Origin of the sequence: Thiothrix fructosivorans, from assembly GCF_017349355.1 — a bacterium.
GTDB classification, from domain to species: domain Bacteria; phylum Pseudomonadota; class Gammaproteobacteria; order Thiotrichales; family Thiotrichaceae; genus Thiothrix; species Thiothrix fructosivorans.
Window position 1 is genome coordinate 176,675 of the sequence record NZ_JAFMPM010000006.1, and the last position, 19,008, is coordinate 195,682.

General features: G+C 52.9%; 20 protein-coding genes. 16 read left to right on the top strand and 4 right to left on the bottom strand.

Features of this window, described 5'->3' with window-relative positions:
• Window positions 1-31: 31 nt before the first annotated feature.
• From J1836_RS04055 to J1836_RS04095, 9 genes are all read left to right on the top strand, one after another.
• Window positions 32-1,456, top strand: a complete 1,425-nt coding sequence (locus tag J1836_RS04055; RefSeq protein ID WP_207249810.1) for a M48 family metalloprotease — start codon at window positions 32-34, stop codon at window positions 1,454-1,456.
• 215 nt (window positions 1,457-1,671) lie between these two features.
• Window positions 1,672-2,115 carry a sulfur oxidation c-type cytochrome SoxX gene (gene soxX, locus J1836_RS04060; protein WP_207249811.1) on the top strand — a complete coding sequence of 148 codons (444 nt, stop codon included), beginning with the start codon at window positions 1,672-1,674 and terminating at the stop codon, window positions 2,113-2,115.
• Between the two features lie 38 nt (window positions 2,116-2,153).
• Window positions 2,154-2,609 (top strand): thiosulfate oxidation carrier protein SoxY, encoded by a 456-nt coding sequence (soxY, locus tag J1836_RS04065; RefSeq protein ID WP_207249812.1) that lies wholly within the window; start codon window positions 2,154-2,156, stop codon window positions 2,607-2,609.
• An 18-nt stretch (window positions 2,610-2,627) separates the two neighbouring features.
• Entirely contained in the window at window positions 2,628-2,936 is a 309-nt protein-coding gene (soxZ, locus tag J1836_RS04070) for a thiosulfate oxidation carrier complex protein SoxZ (protein ID WP_207249813.1), read from the top strand.
• A 14-nt stretch (window positions 2,937-2,950) separates the two neighbouring features.
• On the top strand, window positions 2,951-3,805 hold the full coding sequence (soxA, locus tag J1836_RS04075) for a sulfur oxidation c-type cytochrome SoxA (RefSeq protein WP_207249814.1): 855 nt from the start codon (window positions 2,951-2,953) through the stop codon (window positions 3,803-3,805).
• A gap of 157 nt (window positions 3,806-3,962) precedes the next feature.
• Window positions 3,963-4,418, top strand: coding sequence for a thiosulfate oxidation carrier protein SoxY (soxY, locus tag J1836_RS04080; RefSeq protein WP_207249812.1), 456 nt, complete (start codon window positions 3,963-3,965; stop codon window positions 4,416-4,418).
• A gap of 18 nt (window positions 4,419-4,436) precedes the next feature.
• Entirely contained in the window at window positions 4,437-4,745 is a 309-nt protein-coding gene (gene soxZ / locus J1836_RS04085) for a thiosulfate oxidation carrier complex protein SoxZ (RefSeq protein WP_207249813.1), read from the top strand.
• 78 nt (window positions 4,746-4,823) lie between these two features.
• Complete coding sequence (locus J1836_RS04090; RefSeq protein WP_207249815.1) at window positions 4,824-5,372, top strand: DsrE family protein; 549 nt, start codon at window positions 4,824-4,826, stop codon at window positions 5,370-5,372.
• A 58-nt stretch (window positions 5,373-5,430) separates the two neighbouring features.
• The gene (locus J1836_RS04095) at window positions 5,431-6,144 is read left to right on the top strand and encodes a DUF4395 domain-containing protein (RefSeq protein ID WP_207249816.1); all 714 of its coding nucleotides are present in this window, start codon (window positions 5,431-5,433) and stop codon (window positions 6,142-6,144) included.
• Here J1836_RS04095 and J1836_RS04100 read toward each other — a convergent pair.
• Together J1836_RS04100 and J1836_RS04105 are read right to left on the bottom strand one after the other, a co-directional pair.
• A complete protein-coding gene (locus J1836_RS04100; protein WP_207249817.1) occupies window positions 6,141-6,839 on the bottom strand; it encodes a hypothetical protein in 699 nt (232 codons plus the stop codon). The two genes, J1836_RS04095 and J1836_RS04100, sit on opposite strands and share 4 nt — an antisense overlap.
• Window positions 6,836-7,375 (bottom strand): RNA polymerase sigma factor, encoded by a 540-nt coding sequence (locus J1836_RS04105; protein WP_207249818.1) that lies wholly within the window; start codon window positions 7,373-7,375, stop codon window positions 6,836-6,838. Before J1836_RS04105 ends, J1836_RS04100 begins: the two co-directional genes overlap by 4 nt.
• Before the next feature lie 145 nt (window positions 7,376-7,520).
• On the opposite strand from J1836_RS04105, the gene soxB reads away from it, so the two are divergent.
• A complete protein-coding gene (gene soxB, locus J1836_RS04110; RefSeq protein ID WP_207249819.1) occupies window positions 7,521-9,266 on the top strand; it encodes a thiosulfohydrolase SoxB in 1,746 nt (581 codons plus the stop codon).
• 57 nt (window positions 9,267-9,323) lie between these two features.
• On the opposite strand, the gene J1836_RS04115 is transcribed toward soxB, so the two are convergent.
• Window positions 9,324-9,638, bottom strand: coding sequence for a hypothetical protein (locus tag J1836_RS04115; protein ID WP_207249820.1), 315 nt, complete (start codon window positions 9,636-9,638; stop codon window positions 9,324-9,326).
• Window positions 9,639-9,737: 99 nt separating this feature from the next.
• Between J1836_RS04115 and J1836_RS04120 the strand changes: the two genes are divergently transcribed.
• From J1836_RS04120 to J1836_RS04130, 3 genes are all read left to right on the top strand, one after another.
• On the top strand, window positions 9,738-10,400 hold the full coding sequence (locus tag J1836_RS04120) for a protein-L-isoaspartate O-methyltransferase family protein (RefSeq protein ID WP_207249821.1): 663 nt from the start codon (window positions 9,738-9,740) through the stop codon (window positions 10,398-10,400).
• Window positions 10,400-10,717 (top strand): rhodanese-like domain-containing protein, encoded by a 318-nt coding sequence (locus tag J1836_RS04125; protein ID WP_242632721.1) that lies wholly within the window; start codon window positions 10,400-10,402, stop codon window positions 10,715-10,717. The genes J1836_RS04120 and J1836_RS04125 overlap by 1 nt, the downstream gene beginning before the upstream one ends.
• Window positions 10,718-10,797: 80 nt before the next feature.
• Window positions 10,798-12,351, top strand: a complete 1,554-nt coding sequence (locus J1836_RS04130; protein ID WP_207249822.1) for a TolC family outer membrane protein — start codon at window positions 10,798-10,800, stop codon at window positions 12,349-12,351.
• A 3-nt stretch (window positions 12,352-12,354) separates the two neighbouring features.
• Here J1836_RS04130 and J1836_RS04135 read toward each other — a convergent pair whose 3' ends face one another.
• Window positions 12,355-12,762: a hypothetical protein gene (locus J1836_RS04135; protein WP_207249823.1), complete on the bottom strand. Its 408-nt coding sequence runs from the start codon at window positions 12,760-12,762 to the stop codon at window positions 12,355-12,357.
• A gap of 125 nt (window positions 12,763-12,887) precedes the next feature.
• Here J1836_RS04135 and J1836_RS04140 point away from each other — a divergent pair, with 125 nt between their 5' ends.
• The 3 genes from J1836_RS04140 to J1836_RS04150 are packed head-to-tail and all read left to right on the top strand — an operon-like array spanning window position 12,888 to window position 18,998.
• The gene (locus tag J1836_RS04140) at window positions 12,888-14,366 is read left to right on the top strand and encodes a complex I subunit 4 family protein (RefSeq protein WP_207249824.1); all 1,479 of its coding nucleotides are present in this window, start codon (window positions 12,888-12,890) and stop codon (window positions 14,364-14,366) included.
• Window positions 14,363-17,500, top strand: coding sequence for a DUF2309 domain-containing protein (locus J1836_RS04145; RefSeq protein ID WP_207249825.1), 3,138 nt, complete (start codon window positions 14,363-14,365; stop codon window positions 17,498-17,500). The genes J1836_RS04140 and J1836_RS04145 overlap by 4 nt, the downstream gene beginning before the upstream one ends.
• Window positions 17,493-18,998, top strand: coding sequence for a proton-conducting transporter transmembrane domain-containing protein (locus J1836_RS04150; protein ID WP_207249826.1), 1,506 nt, complete (start codon window positions 17,493-17,495; stop codon window positions 18,996-18,998). Before J1836_RS04145 ends, J1836_RS04150 begins: the two co-directional genes overlap by 8 nt.
• Window positions 18,999-19,008 lie beyond the last annotated feature (10 nt).

Below are 19,008 nucleotides of genomic sequence, written 5' to 3' on the forward strand. Positions count from 1 at the left end.
AGTTAGCCCATCATAACCGGAAGCCTGTTTAATGATGAAACACCTGATTCTGACCAGTCTGACCGCATTCAGCCTGAATTTTGCACTACCCAGCCATGCCGCACGTGATCTGGACATGCCCAGCATGAACCTCCCCGATCTCGGCGACCCTGCCAGCACCACCTTAAGCAGTACCGAAGAAACCCTGCTAGGCAAAAAATTGATCCGCGAACTGCGCGGCAGTGACCCCGTGGTCGAAGACCCCGAACTCAGCGGCTGGCTACGCGCCCTCGGCAACCGCCTTGCTGCACACGCCCCCAACGGCGGTAATTACTACTTTCTGATCGTTAAAAATCCCGAAATCAATGCTTACGCCATGCCCGGCGGTGTCATCGTCATCCACTCAGGCTTAATCCTCAATACCAGCTCAGAAAGTGAACTAGCGGCGGTCATTGCCCACGAAATTGCCCACGTCTCGCAACGCCACATTGCCCGCATGATGGATGGGCAAAAAAGCAACCCACTGATTACGGGTCTGGGCGTACTTGCTGGCGCTGCCGCTGCCAGCAAAAGCCCGGAAGCCGCCCAAGCGATTATCAGCACCACCGTTGCCAGCCAATTGCACCGTGAACTCAGCTTCAGTCGCCAAATGGAAACCGAAGCCGACCGCACGGGCTTACGCATTCTTGCCAGCAGTGGGCTAGACCCGCAAGCCATGCCCTTATTTATGGAAAAACTGGATCGGCGCACGTCCGATTTGAACGGCGACATTACCCAATATTTACGTACCCACCCGCAAAGTATCGACCGCCTCAGTGACACGCGGGAACGTGCCAATCAATTAGGCAAACGTGCCGCACGCGAAGATAGCACTTACCTATATGCTCGCGAAAAACTCCGCGCCCTAACCGCGCCCAATTCCCCCGCCTTTACGCAAGGCAACCCCGCGCTCACGCAATACGCGCAAGCGATAAGTCACTTACGACGCGGCAATGCCTCTGCTGTTCTGCAAACACTGGGTACACAATCACAGCAACTGCCAGTCGCCTTAGCCATTGCGGCTGCTTGCAATGCCACGCAACGCTACGCCGATACCGAAACGCTACTTACCCCGCTCGCCAAAGCCCACCCCAATCAGGAAGACATCCTAACCTTGCTTGCCGAAGCCTTGCTGGCTAATCAACAAGCAGTACACGCGTGGCAACTGCTCAACCGCACCCAACTGACGGAACAAACCAGTTTGGAATTTTTGGAAATTCGCCAGCGCGTTGCCGAACAGGCAGGGCAAGCAGCGGAAGCCTACCGCTCTGCCGCTGAACGCAGCTTACGCATGGGCGAATACAAACATGCGCGTGCCGTCCTCGAACAAGCCTCCCGCCTTCCCGGCAACCCTGCCCAGACCAGCGCGCGTTTGCAGGCAATGGCACGCGACATTGAACACATGGAAATCCAAGAAAAACAACTGAAAAAGTTCTAGCCGAATACTGCAATGCAACATAAGCATATAATGATTCCCTTATTTAAGACACTGGTTTCATTAAAGTTTTTTTGCGTGATTTACCACAATCGGTTAAGCTCCAAGTCCGACTATTGATATATCTCAAGTTTACTGGGCATCAGAAGCACAACGCTCACCCAGACACTTTTGAGGGGTCGTTTTATCGTTATGATCAAGTTAGAGAGGAGGTAGTTATGCGGAAACTTTTTCGCATTTTGTTCATATCAGCATCGGTTTCCGTGCTGGCCTTGAGCGCAGGGTTCTCGTCTGCCTATGCGGCCGACGATGCCAAAAAAGCGGATGAGGCAAAAGCCACAGAAGCTAAACCAGCCGATGCAAAACCAGACGCAAAAGCCGCTGAACCCAAAAAAGAAGTCACAGGCAAAGACTTAGCCTTTGATCGCGCAATGGGTAACTGTCTGGCTTGCCATATGATTGCAGGCGGTGAGCTACCCGGCAATATCGGCCCACCACTGGTTGGTATGGCAGCCCGTTTCCCCGACAAAGCCAAGCTCAAAGCCCAAATCTATGATGCGCGAGTTGCCAACCCCAATACCATCATGATTCCGTTCGGCCCCATGGGCATTTTGAACGATGAGCAGCTTGATAAAGTCGTTGATTTCATTTCAACCCTGTAACACATCACCATTGACTGAATTCTTGGAGAGAGGAATTTATGAAACGCAGAACATTTTTACAGGGCACACTGGCAGCTAGCGCGGCAAGCCTCGCGGTCAGCGCAGGCTTATTGACCCCCAGCATGGTCATGGCAGAAGGCGGCGGCGCCTTTGATGCCAAAACATTGGATGATGCCCTCAAAGCGATGGCACTCACCCCGACGGAATCCGCTGATATTAAAATCAAAGCCCCTGAAATTGCTGAAAACGGCGCAGTTGTTCCCGTCACCGTCACATCCGGCGCAGCAGGCACAACCGAAATCAGCATTCTAGTGGATGGCAACCCTACCCCACTGGCAGCAACCTTCACCTTAGGGGAAGGCGCACAGCCTGAAGTCTCTACCCGTATCAAAATGGGTAAGACCGCAAACGTGGTCGCCATTGCCAAAGCGGGTGATAAATCCTTCACCGCCAAGCAAGAAGTTAAAGTCACCATCGGCGGCTGCGGCGGCTAATCAGAGGAGCATCTATACATGTCTAGCATCAAATTAAAAGCCAAAGTCGAAGGCGATAACGTTGAAGTCAAAGCCCTGATGACCCATCCTATGGAAACGGGACAGCGCAAAGACAAAAAAACCGGCGAACTCGTACCCGCGCATTTCATTCAGGACATCACCGTGACTGCCGGTGATAAAACCATCCTGACCGCAAAATGGGGTGGTTCTGTCTCCAAAAACCCTTACCTTGCTTTCAGCTACAAAGGCAAAGCAGGTGATAAGGTCAAATTGGCGTGGACGGATAACAAAGGCGAAAAAGACGCTGCTGAAACAGACGTAGCCTAATGGGAGGAGTTTTTATGAAACAATCACTTACCGCAACAGCCATTGCCTTGACTCTGGCATTTTCTGCGTTTAGCCCAGCACAAGCGGGCCCGGCAGAAGATTTAACCGCTTTCCAAGATCACTTCAAAACAGCATTCAAAGATGTCCCGTTTGAAAACTTTAAAGACGGTGCTTATGCGCTGGATGAAAAGCTAAAAGCGCAATGGGAAGAAATGGAAGAATTCCCCCCTTACGAACCGGATATTGATGCCGGTAAGAAAATTTGGGAAACCGCGTTCAAAGATGGCAAAACTTATGCGGATTGCATGGGTGACATCAAATCTATCCGCACCAAGTACCCGTACTATGATGCAGACAAAGACACCATCATGACGGCTGAAAGCGCCTTGAATGACTGCAAAAAAGCAGGCGATGGTGAAGGTTTCACCGACAAGGAAGGCAAGCCACTGCTGAACAAAGGCAAGATTGCTCAATTGATGGCTTACATTGCGATGGAAAACCGTGGCGGCAAAATCGCCGTGGCAACCCCAGAAGGCAAAGCGGTGGATTGGTACGAAAAAGGCAAAACCTTCTACTACGCCAAGCGCGGTCAGTTGAATATGTCGTGTGCTGATTGCCATACTAGCAACGCGGGTAAAATGATCCGTGCGGACTTACTCAGCCCTGCGCTGGGTCATGTGACGCATTGGCCAACGTATCGTTCAGCCGATGGTGAAATCACCACGCTGCACAACCGTTTCATGGGTTGCAACACAATGGTGCGTGCCGCCAGCTTCAAGCCACAAGGCGACGAATACAAAGCGTTGGAATATTTCCTCACGTACATGTCCAACGGGCAAGAATGGAACGGCCCCGGTTCACGTAAGTAAGCACACACTCGCATACGTTTGATCTGACAATCAACGCAAAACCCGGCAGCAATGTCGGGTTTTTTTTGCCTGAAAAATTTCAAAAAAAGTGGAATATTTTCACTACCTATTACGTCACATACTGTGAATGTTGGTAACACATCACGAGAGAGGAATTATGAAACGCAGAACATTTTTACAGGGCACACTGGCAGCTAGCGCGGCAAGCCTCGCGGTCAGCGCAGGCTTATTGACCCCCAGCATGGTCATGGCAGAAGGCGGCGGCGCCTTTGATGCCAAAACATTGGATGATGCCCTCAAAGCGATGGCACTCACCCCGACGGAATCCGCTGATATTAAAATCAAAGCCCCTGAAATTGCTGAAAACGGCGCAGTTGTTCCCGTCACCGTCACATCCGGCGCAGCAGGCACAACCGAAATCAGCATTCTGGTGGATGGCAACCCTACCCCACTGGCAGCAACCTTCACCTTAGGGGAAGGCGCACAGCCTGAAGTCTCTACCCGTATCAAAATGGGTAAGACCGCAAACGTGGTCGCCATTGCCAAAGCGGGTGATAAATCCTTCACCGCCAAGCAAGAAGTTAAAGTCACCATCGGCGGCTGCGGCGGCTAATCAGAGGAGCATCTATACATGTCTAGCATCAAATTAAAAGCCAAAGTCGAAGGCGATAACGTTGAAGTCAAAGCCCTGATGACCCATCCTATGGAAACGGGACAGCGCAAAGACAAAAAAACCGGCGAACTCGTACCCGCTCATTTCATTCAGGATATCACCGTGACTGCCGGTGATAAAACCATCCTGACCGCAAAATGGGGTGGTTCTGTCTCCAAAAACCCTTACCTTGCTTTCAGCTACAAAGGCAAAGCAGGTGATAAGGTCAAATTGGCGTGGACGGATAACAAAGGCGAAAAAGACGCTGCTGAAACAGACGTAGCCTAACAGTGAACAGAAAGAACCCGGCAAATGCTGGGTTTTTTCTTATGGAGAGAGTATTTCAACCGTAGGAGGAGAAAACCCATGATAAAACCCATCATTTTGAGCGTCATGCTGGCAACTAGCTTGATCGGCACCGCAATGGCAGAAGATGCTAAGCCTGCCGCCCCCGCCGCCGATGCCAAACCCGCTGAAGCCAAGTTCGACCCCGGCGTTCCCGCCCCCAAAGTCGCGGATGACTACTACGCAGGTGCAGAAAAAGTCGTGATACACGTTACGATGGAAGGTGACGAGAAAAAATACCTCGGCGTACTCGGCAATGTCAGCAATTACATCAAAGCACTGGATGCCACGGGCAAGAAAACCGACGCAATCATCGTCATGAACGGCGACGGCTTAGGCTTACTGAGCACAGCCAAACAAGTGGAGATGAATGCCGATGCCAAATTACCTGCCAAAATCACCGAATTGAAGGAAAAAGGCGTGAAGTTCCAAATCTGCTACAACACCCTGACGGGGCGAAAAATTAAGTTCGACGAACTGTATGACGCGAAACCTGAAGACGTGATCCCCTCCGGTGTTGCCGAAGCCGGACGCTTGCAAGCGCAAGGCTATCAATTACTGAAACCATAAAGCAGTGTTGAGGCTGGGCTTATCCAGCCTCATTTTGACTACCAAAGGGGGAACACCAATGCTGAATTGGATCATTGCTTGCTGCAAAGATTTGTGGTTTCGTGACCGCAACGAAGTCAGCCCATACATCAACGACACGGCAGTACGCATTCGTGCCGGACTCTTGCTAGCGATTCCCATCTACATGGCTTTCACACTGTTCGATGCCATCTTTGGCTCGGATTGGGTGATCACGGGCGAGGTGATTAATGACACGTTGGAAACCGACTTTGACGGGCGCATTATTTACAGCGTCGAAGCGGTAAAACGTACCTTTGATTACAGCACTCAAACGCTGGTGCTGTTTTATGCCTTGTTTGAAATGATTTCCGGCATGTTTGTCAGCACGTCACGGCTTTCCCCCACCATTTTGCTCAGTAGCTTTTTGGCGAAAAATCTCCGCCCCGTATGGAAACCCTTGCTACCGAAACGCTTTGCGTGGTCGATCGGCGCAAGTTTTATTATTACCTGTTTGATTTTCTTCAACCCCGAAGTCTTTGCGGGTTGGGTGAATGCCATTGCAGGTAGTGAACAATTGCCCGAAACCTACAACTACATGCCATCGTGGATTCCGCTGGTGCTGGTCTGGGTGTGCTTTGGTTTCATGTGGATGGAAACCGTACTGGGTTTCTGTGCCGGGTGCAAAGTCCATTCCCTGCTGGTGTGGATGGGGGTGTTGCAAGAAGAATGCGAAGCCTGCAACAACCTCGATTGGGGTGATAAGCAAAGCTAGATCGCGATATAGCGCCAGCCTTGGCGCATGTGATCCACCACGAACTGCACGGCGGAGGGAGCAACATCGGCTTCATCCACCAACGCTACCAATTCACCGCGTTGCTTGAAGGAATACAGCGTATTGCTGCACGCCACAAAGCGCAGATGCGGGTAGTTCGCGCTCATTTGCACAATCCGACTAGCGTGCTGGGTTGTGCCAAGCCGCAATAAATCAATGCCTTCCGCACTGGTCACGACATAAACACTGCCCTCTTTTTTATCGACTTGCTGGGCAAGATTTTCAGCTTTCACCAACGCTTGTTCCAATTTAGCAGGCTCGTGAGAATCCAAAAACACGATGAAACGGTTGTCATGTTCCGCAGCATTTTCCAGCGTCAAACCTTCCACTTCCCCTAAACGAGGTAAGTACTGCGTGCTTGCGCCAGCGAGAAACGTTAAACCAAACACCAGTGCATACACCGCCGCCTGCTGCCAGATGTGCGGACGACGGCGCATACGCGGCGCACTGTTCATCACGGGCAACGGGTAAGCCGATTTCACCAAGTGCTTGATACGCTGGATGTCACACAGCTCTTTTTGCAAAGCGAGGTCAGTTTCCACCTCGGCGAGTAACTGGGCACTTTGTTCAGCATCCAATTGCCCATCCGCTAAGGCGTGCAGACGGTCGTGGATGGTTAGCGAATCCGGGTTCATTTCACGCTCCGTAAATAGTGAACATTGTCAGTGTTACGCATGTTTTGTAAGCGTTTTTTCATGGTGTCGCGGGCGCGGCTTAAGCGACTCATCACCGTCCCTATCGGAATATCCAAGATAGCGGCGACTTGTTCGTAGCTGCATCCTTCCAAATCCACCAGCGTCATCACTTGACACTGGCTGATAGGCAGGGCTTCCACCGCTGCACGGACTTGGGTGACAAGTTGCGCATCAGCAAACTGCTTTTCGGGGCAATCCGTACACGTCAATTCCAACGCATCAATGTCTAACGCGGGACGTTGGGTACGCAAATGCTCCATCCAACAGTTATGCAAAATTTTGTATAACCACGCCCCTAAACGCTCGTCATCCTTGAGTTGCTCTTGCTTTTCTAAAGCTTTGGCGAGCGTATCCTGTACCAAATCGTCCGCCAACGTGGGGTCACCACACCACGCCACCGCCATGCGGTGCAACTTGGCACGGTGTTCCGACAATTTGTGGTCGAGTCGGTTAAAACGAAAATAATGGCTAAACATGGGGTGTATCGTATTTCTCTAGCGGCTCTTTTCAACATGATGCAAAAAACGGAACAAATATTCCAAAAAAGATGGAATATTTTGGGCTGCACCCCGTCACTCAAGGTGTAGCGAGAACAACCTGATTCGTTTGAGGAGAGAGAACGTGAGTCTAACCCGTCGTGAATTTATGCAAATGTTGGCGGCTGCCAGCGTTGCCGGTTTCAGCTTGAATTCGGCGTTTGCCGCCGATGCCACCCAAGAAGGTGACAAAGCCGCCGTCAAATCCCCCAATAATCCGTATGAACTGCCCGCTTTCGGCAATGTATCGCTGATGCACTACACCGACTGCCACGCACAGTTATTACCGATTTACTTCCGCGAACCCAACGTTAACTTGGGTCTGAATAGCATGAAAGGTGCTGTACCGCACTTAGTCGGCGAACACTTCCTGAAAAAATACGGCATTGCTGCTGGCACAATGGATGCACACGCGTTCACCTACCTCGATTACGTTGAAGCCGCGAAAAAATACGGCAAGGTCGGCGGCTTCGCTCACCTGAAAACGCTGGTAGACCAAGTACGCGCCCAACGCCCCGGCTCATTGTTGTTGGACGGCGGCGATACCTGGCAAGGTTCGTGGACAGCCCTAAAAACCAACGCGCAAGACATGGTGGATGCCCAGCTTGCGTTAGGCGTGGATGTCATGACCCCGCACTGGGAAATGACCTTCGGCGCGGATCGTGTCAAAGAAATTGTCGAGAAAGATTTCGCGGGCAAGATTGATTTCGTCGCGCAAAACATCTTCAGCAACGACTTTGACGAGCGCGTGTTTGAACCGTTCGTGATCAAAGAAATCAACAAAGTACCGGTTGCGATTATCGGGCAAGCCTTCCCGTATGTTCCTGTTGCTAACCCGAAACACATGGTGGCGGATTGGAGCTTCGGTATCCGTGACGACGATATGCAGAAAGCCGTTGACGATGCGCGTGGTAAAGGCGCAAAAGTCGTCATCGTGCTGTCGCATAACGGCATGGACGTTGACCTGAAAATGGCGAGCAAAGTCACTGGCATCGACGCGATCATGGGTGGTCACACCCACGATGGCGTATTCCAGCCAGTGGTCGTCGACAATGCGGGCGGCAAAACGCTGGTCACAAATGCGGGTTCTAACGGCAAATTCCTCGGCGTGCTTGATCTGGACGTGAAAGACGGCAAAGTGGCGGATTTCCGTTACAAATTGCTGCCCGTGTTCTCCAACTTGTTAGAAGCCAACAAGGACATGCAGGCACTCATCGACAAAATCCGCGAACCGTACAAAAAAGAATTGGCAGAAGAACTCGCGGTGTGTGATGACGTGCTGTACCGCCGTGGCAATTTCAACGGCACGTTCGATCAATTGATTTGCGACGCGTTAATGGAAGGATTGGATGCACCGATAGCGTTTTCACCGGGTTTCCGCTGGGGTACGAGCGTACTACCGGGGCAGCCCATCACGTTTGAACACGTTGCTGACCAAACCGCGATCACTTACGGCACAGTCACCCGCAACGAAATGACGGGTGAAACCATTAAAACCATTCTCGAAGACGTGGCAGATAACCTCTTCAACGAGGACCCTTACTACCAGCAAGGCGGCGACATGGTGCGCGTCGGTGGTTTGAAGTTCACCTTTGACCCTACCGCAAAAATGGGCAACCGCGTTTCTGACATGGAACTCGGCGGCAAACCACTGGATGCCGCGAAAACCTACCCCGTCGCAGGTTGGGCAAGCGTCCAAGAAGAAGTGAAGCCTAATAAGCAAATCTGGGAAGTAGTCGCCGATTACTTACGCGCCAAGAAAACCATTGGCAAGATTGAGCTGAATACGCCGAAGTTGAAAAACGTCGACGGCAACGAAGGCTTAGCCTAACGCCGTAGGGGCGGTTCGTGAACCGCCCCTACATACACACCCGCCAATCCATTCACTCTACTGACACTCGCCCGCAATAAACCCCTGCACCTTGGGGTCAGCACACGCTTTACAATCGTTAGCATAGCTGTTGCGTAGTTGCGATGGACACGGCGCATTCACGCAACGGATCAGCGGATCTGTCAGCGTCGCGCAGACTGGCGCAAACACTTCGTAACAAATCGCAGGGCGTGGCTCTTGGCATAATTGATACGCTGTTCTATTCGACGTTACTCGATCTTCCGCTGCGTCGGAACGGCTACACCCCGTTAACGCTGCTGCCGACATCGCTAACAGCAGCCCCCCGTACAGCAGCATTCCTAACCTTTTCATAAAAAACCTCGCACTAGATTGTTTTGGGGAGTACTCAATCACTTGCGACAAGTCGCCGTAATCCGTACTCTTATCCCATTCTTTGTCTGGAGCACTCACATGAATCTGGAACACGCCCGCTTTAACATGATCGAACAGCAGATACGCCCGTGGGACGTTCTGAATCAGACCATTTTGGACACGTTTGGTTGCATTCAGCGTGAGCTGTTTGTACCCAAGGTTCACAAGGCACTCGCCTTTGCCGATGTTGAAATTCCGCTAGGACACGGTGAACACATGATGTTCCCGCGCATGGAAGCCCGATTGTTGCAGGCGTTAGCCATTACGCCTGCCGACACTTGCTTAGAAATTGGCACAGGTAGTGGGTTTGTCACTGCCTGTTTGTGCCATCTTAGCAAACACGTCGACAGCGTGGACATTCACGAGGACTTTACCCGACAAACGGAAGAACGTTTGTATGCCAGCAAGCTGCGCAACCATACGCTGCACACGGGCGATGCGCTGCGGGATACGGCGCATCACAGCAAGCAATACGATGTCATTGCTATCACTGGCTCGATGCCGACGTACCTGCCATTGTTTGAAGCGCAACTCACGCCGGGTGGACGTTTGTTTGTGGTAGTGGGGCGCGGGGCTGCCATGCAGGCCATGCTGATCAAGCACGAAGAAGACGGTGAATTTACCCGCACTGTATTGTTTGAAACACACTTACAAGCACTGGTAGGCGCTGACAGCGATGCTGGGCAAACGTTTGTGTTCTAATGATACGTCACTGGACACCGAGTGAATGTGCCGCGTATTTGAAAACACCGCAAGCACCCCGCATATTGGATGTTCGCGAAGCGTGGGAATATGATATTGCCCACCTCGAAGGTTCTACCTTGATTCCACTGGGGCAATTAGCGGCACGGTTAGCGCAACTGGATAAAACGCACGAGTGGCTGGTCGTGTGCCATCATGGTATTCGCAGCGCTCATGCGTGTTATTATCTGGAACGAAATGGCTTTCAAGTGATCAATCTAACAGGCGGTATCAACCGCTGGGCACAAGAGATTGACCACGATATGTCTCTCTACTAACCCGAATTAGGGCTATAATTCGCGTTTGAATAAACATGCTCCTGCATGTGGCTAACTACAAATTTTGGAACCGTTTTTTTATGAAACAACAGACACTGGCATTCTTGATTGCAGCTTCCCTGACACTCGCAACCCAACAAGTGCAGGCGGAAAACCTGCTTCAGGTTTACCAACAGGCGAAGGGCTATGACGCGCAATTCAAAGCGCTCGAAAGTGACCATCTGGCTATTCTAGAACGCAAACCCCAAGCACTGGCAGCCCTCAAACCCCAAGTCGGTATTTCTGGCTCACTGACCGAAAGTACCCAGCGTTCTTATGACGCTTCATTCGCCGACTCCAGTGATACAACCACCGGTAGCAGCGCCAATTACAGCCTCAGCTTGAGCAAATCGCTGTATAACCAAGCCTTGAATGGTCAGGTCAAACAAGCCGATTCCATCATTGCTCAAGCCACGGCGGGGTTAGAAGCCGAACGTGAAGCACTCATCTTACGCGTAGCGGAAGCCTACTTTAATTTCCTGCTAACCCAAGACAATCTGGAATTTGCCCGTACCGAGAAAGGCGCAATCAGTCGCCAACTGGAACAAACCCGTGCATATTTTGATGCAGGGCGCTCCGCGATTACCGATGTTAAAGAAGCGGAATCCCGGTACGACCTCGCCACTGCTCAGGAAATCAATGCAGTCAATCAACTGGATCTGGCACGCGAACAACTGCGGGTACTGACTGGCGGCTTTTATCAAACCCTCAATGCACCTGCTGCGAATTTACCCCTGACCGTACCCACGCCAGCAGACATTGAGCACTGGGTAAAAACAGCGAAAGCCAATAATAAACAGTTAATAGCTAGCCAACATGCCATCCAATCAGCGCAAACTGCCGTTGATATTCAGCGGGCAGGCAAAAAGCCCGTCGTTGATCTGGTCGCAAAACAAACAGGCAGCGACACCCAAAGCAACGCCGCTCTTGATCCGCGTAACTACGGGGCTAGCGTGGGCGTACAAGTTAGTATGCCGCTATATACTGGCGGTGGCACGGACTCCAAAATCCGCGAAGCTCAACATAACTTTCGCCAAGCACAACAACAGTACGATTTCCAAAACCGTACCACCGAGCAACAAGCACGCAATGCTTTCCTGACGGTGCAATCCAGCATCAGCCAAGTGAAAGCCAACCAACGCGCCCTTGCTTCGGCAGAAACGGCGGCTGAAGCCACCCAAGCAGGCTTTGAAGTCGGCACACGGACGGCAGTTGACGTATTGACCGCATTACGTAACGTATTCAGTGCGCGGCGTGACTATTCCCAAACCCGTTACACTTATTTGCTGAATACGCTAAAGCTGCGTCAAGCGGCAGGTATTTTGAGCGATCAAGACATCGCAGCAATGAACACCTTCATGACCTCCACACCTAAGCAACTCGCGGCTGCCATGCAAGACAATGCACCACCAGCAGACTTAGAAGACAACGGCAGTTTCGAGAAATACAGCGCCACGCCTGCTGACGTAACTGAAGCTAAAACCGATGCCAAGGCAAGTGTCAAACAAGCACCCATCAAAGCAAACGACAAGGCAGCAGCAGAAGCTGACAAAGCGCCCGCTTTCCAAGAACCCGGCGAGCCTGCGAAAAAGTAAGCCTCAACGCCGGTAAGCGTATTTCCAGCGACACCCCGATGCAGCCTCCAGCGCACTCAGCAAGGCAGCATCGGGAACCGCTTCCGCCTCGTGAATATTGCCAATAATCACCCAAGTTGCCACACTCAGCGGGGGCTTGCGGATACAATTAAAATCCACTACTGTTTCACCCTGCGGCAATTGCAGGTAACAAAAAGGTTTGTCTGCGTGCGGCACTAATTCAATATCCGGCGAACATCCCAGAAAACACAGCAAGCTCAGAAACGCCTCCCCCACTGCATACCGCCCCTCACCTAACGTCTCCCCCAACAAATCCAAGCCACGCAAACAACGTTCTAGCTGCATTGCAGCAATCGGCACACCTGCCGTTTGCACAGGAAATAACACCAGTTGGTGATCGGAATACTGCATGAACTTGCCTCTCGCGCCGCAAAAGTGGATAACCAAACCCTATAATACCTACCCCTAAATGACAAATTTATGTAGTATCATTTGCCTACATTCCCCGACCAAACCTGAAGGCGAAATTGGATCTCATGGACAACCTCCTCATCCTATTGTTAATGCTGCCCGCTGTGGGTGCGGGTGTCTTGGCATTCTTGCCGAGTGAACACCCGACATTAATCCGCAATACTGCAATTGCGGTGGCACTTTTAACACTGGTCTATGCGTTTGGCTTGACCAGCCAGATGGATTTTGCCAATCCCGCCATCCAATTACAGACTAGCGTGGTATGGAATGCGCAATTAGGCACATCCTTTAGCATCGGTGTAGATGGGCTATCATATCCACTGATTTTACTGACCACCGTATTGGTACTAATGGCGTTGCTCGCCTCGCACATGATTACCCACCACGTTAAAGGCTATTACTTGCTCATGCTCTTGCTGGAAGCCGCCACGATGGGGGTATTCATGGCGCAAGACTGGGGCTTGTTTTACGTCTTCTGGGAACTGGTGCTGATTCCGCTGTTCTTCCTGATTGATCGCTGGGGTGGTAAGAACCGCCAAACCGCCGCGCTGAATTTCGTGTTGTATACGATGGGCGGCTCAGTGTTCATGCTGTTAGCATTGCTAGTGTTGTTTGATGCCACACCCCAGCATTCGTTTACCTTTGCCGCGATGGCAGAAGGCGCAGCAACCCTCAGTTCAGCCGAACAGGTAATGATTTTTGCGGGGCTGCTGATTGGTTTTGGGGTAAAAATGCCGCTGTTCCCGCTGCACGGCTGGCTGCCGTTGGCACACGTCGAAGCGCCCAGCCCTGTGAGTATTTTGCTCTCCGGCATTCTCTTGAAAATGGGGTCGTATGGTTTGCTACGCGCCATTGACGGTTTACCGTTGGCAGCGCAAGCGATGCAGGGTTTGCTGTTTACCTTAGGCGTGGTCGGCTTGCTGTACGGCGGCTTGCTGGCATGGCGGCAAAGCGATATGAAAAAAATGATCGCATATTCTTCCGTCAGTCACATGGGCGTGGTGCTCATTGGCATTTCCACCTTGAATGTGCACGGCATGACCGGCGCGGTGTATCAGATGGTGGCACATGGCTTGGTGGCAGGTGCAACCTTCATGCTGATCGGCTTGCTGTATGAACGTACCCATACCCGCGACATTAACGATTACGGCTCACTCATCAAAGTCACCCCGCGCTTTGCCTTTCTGATTATCCTTGCGTTTGTGGGTGGAGTAGGTTTGCCGAGTACTGCCGGATTTGTGGCGGAACTGCATGTGCTGATTGGCGGTTTCGAGCGTTGGGGCTGGTCTATCGTGCTGTTATCACTGGGTGTATTAATCACCGCAACGTACAGCATCCGTACCATCAAGCAACTGTATACCGGCCCGGTGCGGCTGGATATGCAGCAAGTGGAAGACATGCGCCCACTGGAAATGGTGGCAGCGGGTAGCCTGATTTTCGGCACATTGTTGCTAGGCTTTTACCCCACCCCGTTGCTGGACATGATGGCTATGTCGGTGCAACAACTCATCAGCCACGTAGCCTCAGGAGGATTGATGCCGTGACAGCAGGGGCATTCCAGCATTTGTTGGAACACTTGGCGCATGTGTTGCCCGGTCAAGCCCCGTTACGTGATTTTGTGCATCACAATACCCTGCACGGCTTACAACACCTGCCGTTTCCTGAGGCACTGCGTGCGGCGCATGACATCACGGGAGCTTACGGCTACTTACCTGCCGAGACATTTCGCGACCTGTTCCAACGCGGGCGCATCAACAGCGCCGACATCCATGCCGTCTTAACCGCGACACCACACCTACACAGTGCTGAAGAGCTGTTTCATCATGCCGCGAGTGCAACACCCATTACCCGTGGGGATGTGTATCGCACTGCCATGACTCACCCAATAACGGCGATCAGCCCCACGCAATTCGTTTGGCAAGTGGAAGAACAGCAAATATTGGAACACCGTGGGGATACTTGGCTAGCCTGCCTGAGTGCCTTGCAACTCGGTCACCACCTACAGCATTCCGAAGACTTAGCACACGCCATTACCACTGAGACGCTCCTACCCCAACTTGCCCAACACGCCCAACAACACCTGCTGGAATTAACCGAGCATGTCGGCACGACCCTGACCTTGCGCGGTTTATTATTGGCAGTGACGGGCGAAGACATCCTCCACGACGTGCGCCCCTTGCTGCTGCGTCAAGCCGCGTCGTGGCTGGATCAAGGCATGGCGGCATGGCACAACGGCACAGCAGGTGACAGCTTTTTCGAGGCATGGCGCAATGCCAGTGCCGACGACCTCACCAGCACACTAGAAGATTTGCCAGACTGGAACGAACACCTACGCTCCCTGCCCGATACTGCCGAAGCCGCCATCATTGCCGAATTGCAACGCATCGGCATCCCCAAAGAACACTGGGACAGCTATCTAGAACGACTCGCGCTGGAACTCCCTGGCTGGTCAGGCATGTTCCTATGGCGACACGAGCACCCCGATTACGCAGGCACAGCCACGCCCCCCGCCAATATGCTCGATTACCTCGCAGTACGCTTGAGCATGGAACACCTGTTTGCACGGCGTTTGTGCCGCCAAATCTGGCTGATGGAGGCGAACCTTGGCAATATTCGTGGACGCTTTCGCCACCACCCCAGCGAATTCTTCGTGCGCTATTACACCTTCAACCGCCGTCTGCCGGAATACTTGCTCACCACCGCGCAACAACTCATCCGCCACAGCCGCCCGCGTGTTTACGAAGAACAGCAATGGGAACAGCTTGCCCAACAGATTTGGATGTGGATGCAAAAAGCAGGCGAAGGCACGGGGTATTCGGCTTACGATCACGGCTGGCGCTTATTCCAACTCGCGCAACACTTAAAGCTGAGTACGGATACTCTGCGCAGTTTAACGCCTGAACAACTTGCCACGATTTTTACCTGCCTCGACGCACTCGATGCTGAGCAAAGCGGCTTCCTCTGGCTGCAAGCGTATGAACGCCATTACCGCGAACAAATTTTCAACGCAATTGCCCTCAACCACGGACGCGGTACCTGGCGGCAGCGTGAGCAACGCCCACAAGCGCAAGTCGTGTTCTGTATGGACGAGCGTGAAGAAGGCATTCGCCGCCACTTGGAAGAAGGCAATCCGCAGATTGAAACGCTGGGCGCTGCCGCCTTCTTCAATCTGCCGATGAACTGGCAAGGGCTGGACGATAAAACGGTTACCAAACTGTGCCCTGTCCCCGTCACACCCGAACATCTGGTGCGCGAAGTGCCGGACTTGCCCGCCGACGATGCACCGCTGCTTCAGCACCAGCGCCGCGTCACGTGGCGCAAACGTTTATTTGCCGACCTTCAACACGTTACCCGCCACAACTTGCTGCTGGGAACACTCAGCCAGATGGTGCTTGCACCTGCCTCGTTGGGGATTATGTTGGGCAAATCTTACCTGCCACTCGGTTTTGGGCAATGGGTGAAAAGCCTGCGCCGTAGCGTGGATGTGCCGATTCCCACCAAGCTCGAATTTAGCGCTTTGCACGCGGATAACCGCCGTTCCAGCCAGCAAAACCAGATGGGTTTCACGGATACTGAACAAGCGGATAAAGTCGGCGGCTTCTTGCGCATGATCGGTTTGACCGACGGCTTTGCACCGCTGGTGGTGATCATGGGGCATGGCTCGACCAGCCAGAATAACCCTCATGCTGCCGCTTACGAATGCGGCGCGTGCAGCGGACGGCACAGCGGCCCGAATGCCCGCGTGTTTGCCGCTATGGCCAATCGCCCCGAAGTGCGCACCCTGTTAGCGGCGCAAGGTATCCACGTTCCGGCGGATACGTGGTTTGTCGGGGCAGAACATGATACCTGTGACGAACACATTCCGTGGTTTGATACGCACAAAGTCCCTGCCGCTCGGCACGCCGATTTGCAGGCATTGCAAGCTGCCCTCATCACCGCCGCGCAGCATTCCGCACACGAACGTTGCCGCAAACTCGCCTCCGCACCGCGCAACCCCACGCTGCGCCAAGCCAGCCAGCACATTGCCGGACGTGCCGTCGATTACAGCCAAGCTCGCCCTGAATTGGGTCATGCCACCAATGCCTGTGCGCTGATTGGGCGACGTGCCGTGACGCGTGGCAGTTTTTTGGATCGGCGCTGCTTCCTGATTTCCTACGACTGCACCCGCGATGCCGATGGCAAGATTCTGGAAAATATTCTGTTGAATGCGGGGCCAGTGGGCGCGGGTATCAATCTGGAATACTATTTTTCCACCGTGAACAACGAGCGTTACGGCGCAGGCACAAAAGTCACCCACAACCTGACGGGCTTGTTTGGGGTGATGGAGGGTGTGTTTAGCGATTTACGCACGGGCTTGCCTGCGCAGATGATCGAAATCCACGAAGCGATGCGCTTGCTGGTCATTGTCGAAGCAAAAACGGCCACGGTTGGCGAGATTTATGCGCGGCAAGCGCCCTTGCAGGAATTGATCGGCGGCGGCTGGCTGATTGTGGCGGTGAAAGACCCCGATTCGCGTGCCATTGAGCTGTTTGTGCCGGAACAAGGCTTTGTGCGTTGGGAGGGGGATATGCGGGAATTGCCTATCGTCAAACGGTCGGTGGATTGGTATGCGGGGGATTATGGGCATCTTGAACCGGCATTAGTGACCGCCAATGCACGCGAGGCACATCATGCCTGATTTCCCCAATAGCTTGCTCCTCCTCATCCCCGGACTCCCCTTCCTAGCCGCCCTGTGGATCATCCTCGGTGTGATGTTCGGCTGGAATCGCGGCGAATCCGGCGAACGCGAAACCGCTCGCGTCGCCGTCACCGCCAACACGCTCAGCTTGCTCATGATGCTGGGGCTGGCGATTTACGATGTCACCCACGGCGCACCCGGTCACGTCATGCTGTTTTCGTGGTTACGCAGCGGCGATTATCACGCCTCGGTGAGCCTGATACTCGATACCCTGAGCCTCACCTTCGGCGTGGTCATGGCAACCATTATCTTGGTGGTAACGCGCTTTTCGGTGAATTACCTGCATCGCGAAGCCGGATTTCAACGCTTTTTCATCGTCATCTCGCTATTTTCCTGCGCAATGTTGCTGATTGTGCTCTCCGGCAGTGCCTTGCTCGGCTTTATTGGCTGGGAAATGGCGGGAATCAGCTCCTACATGCTGATTGCCTACGCATGGCAGCGCGAAACCGCCGTCGAAGGGGCAACCCGTGCGTTTGTCACCAACCGTTTTGGCGATACCGGCTATTTGTTCGGCATGTTCATGGGGTTTAGCTGGCTAGGTAATGTGGAATGGAATGCGCTGTTTGCCGACAAACCGCAGATGTCTGGCATGGCGGTCGGCATTATGACGATGGGCTTCATGCTGGCAGCGCTGGTAAAATCGGCGCAATTTCCGTTCAGTGCGTGGATTACACGGGCGCTCGAAGGACCCACACCCTCCAGCGCGGTGTTTTATGGCTCAATCATGGTACACGCGGGCATTTACCTGTTGCTGCGCCTTGAACCTTTACTCAATGAAACACCGTTACTCAGCAATGTGCTGATCATAATTGGCACACTCACCGTCTTGTACGGTTGGCTGGGTGTGCAAGTGCAAACCGACATTAAAAGCTCGCTGATTTTTTCCACCCAACAGCAAACCGGGCTGATGTTGGTGGAAATCGGGCTGGGGTTTTATACCTTCGCGGCTATTCACATGGGGCTGCACGCCATTTGGCGGGCGTACCAGTTTTTGCATTCGCCCTCCTTCCTGCAACAGACCGAGTGGCAACCCGCTAACCCCGCTCCGGCATGGCTACGGCAGCACAAGTGGCTGTATACTGCTGCGCTCCAACGGTTCTGGCTCGTACCGCTGGAAAATTGGTTATTAGTTCGCCCCACGCAAGCGCTAGCGCATGAAGTGCAAACCCTTGACTCGCGGGTGATTGACCGCCTTGCAGGCACAGCATCACGGGAAAATGGTTTAGGCACAGGCTCTGGCGTACTCGGTCATCTCATGCAGTGGGTAGCAGAACACTTTGAATGGCTGGAAGACCGTCTGCTATTGCAGAAAGGCGGCGGCAAGCTGGGTAAACGCTTGCAGCAACTCGGCGAATATTTGGATCTGGTAGAAGAACTCCTAGCACAGCCTCGCTACCTGATATTGTTAATAGCGGCTACCCTCGCCGTTATTTTGTAGGAAAACGATG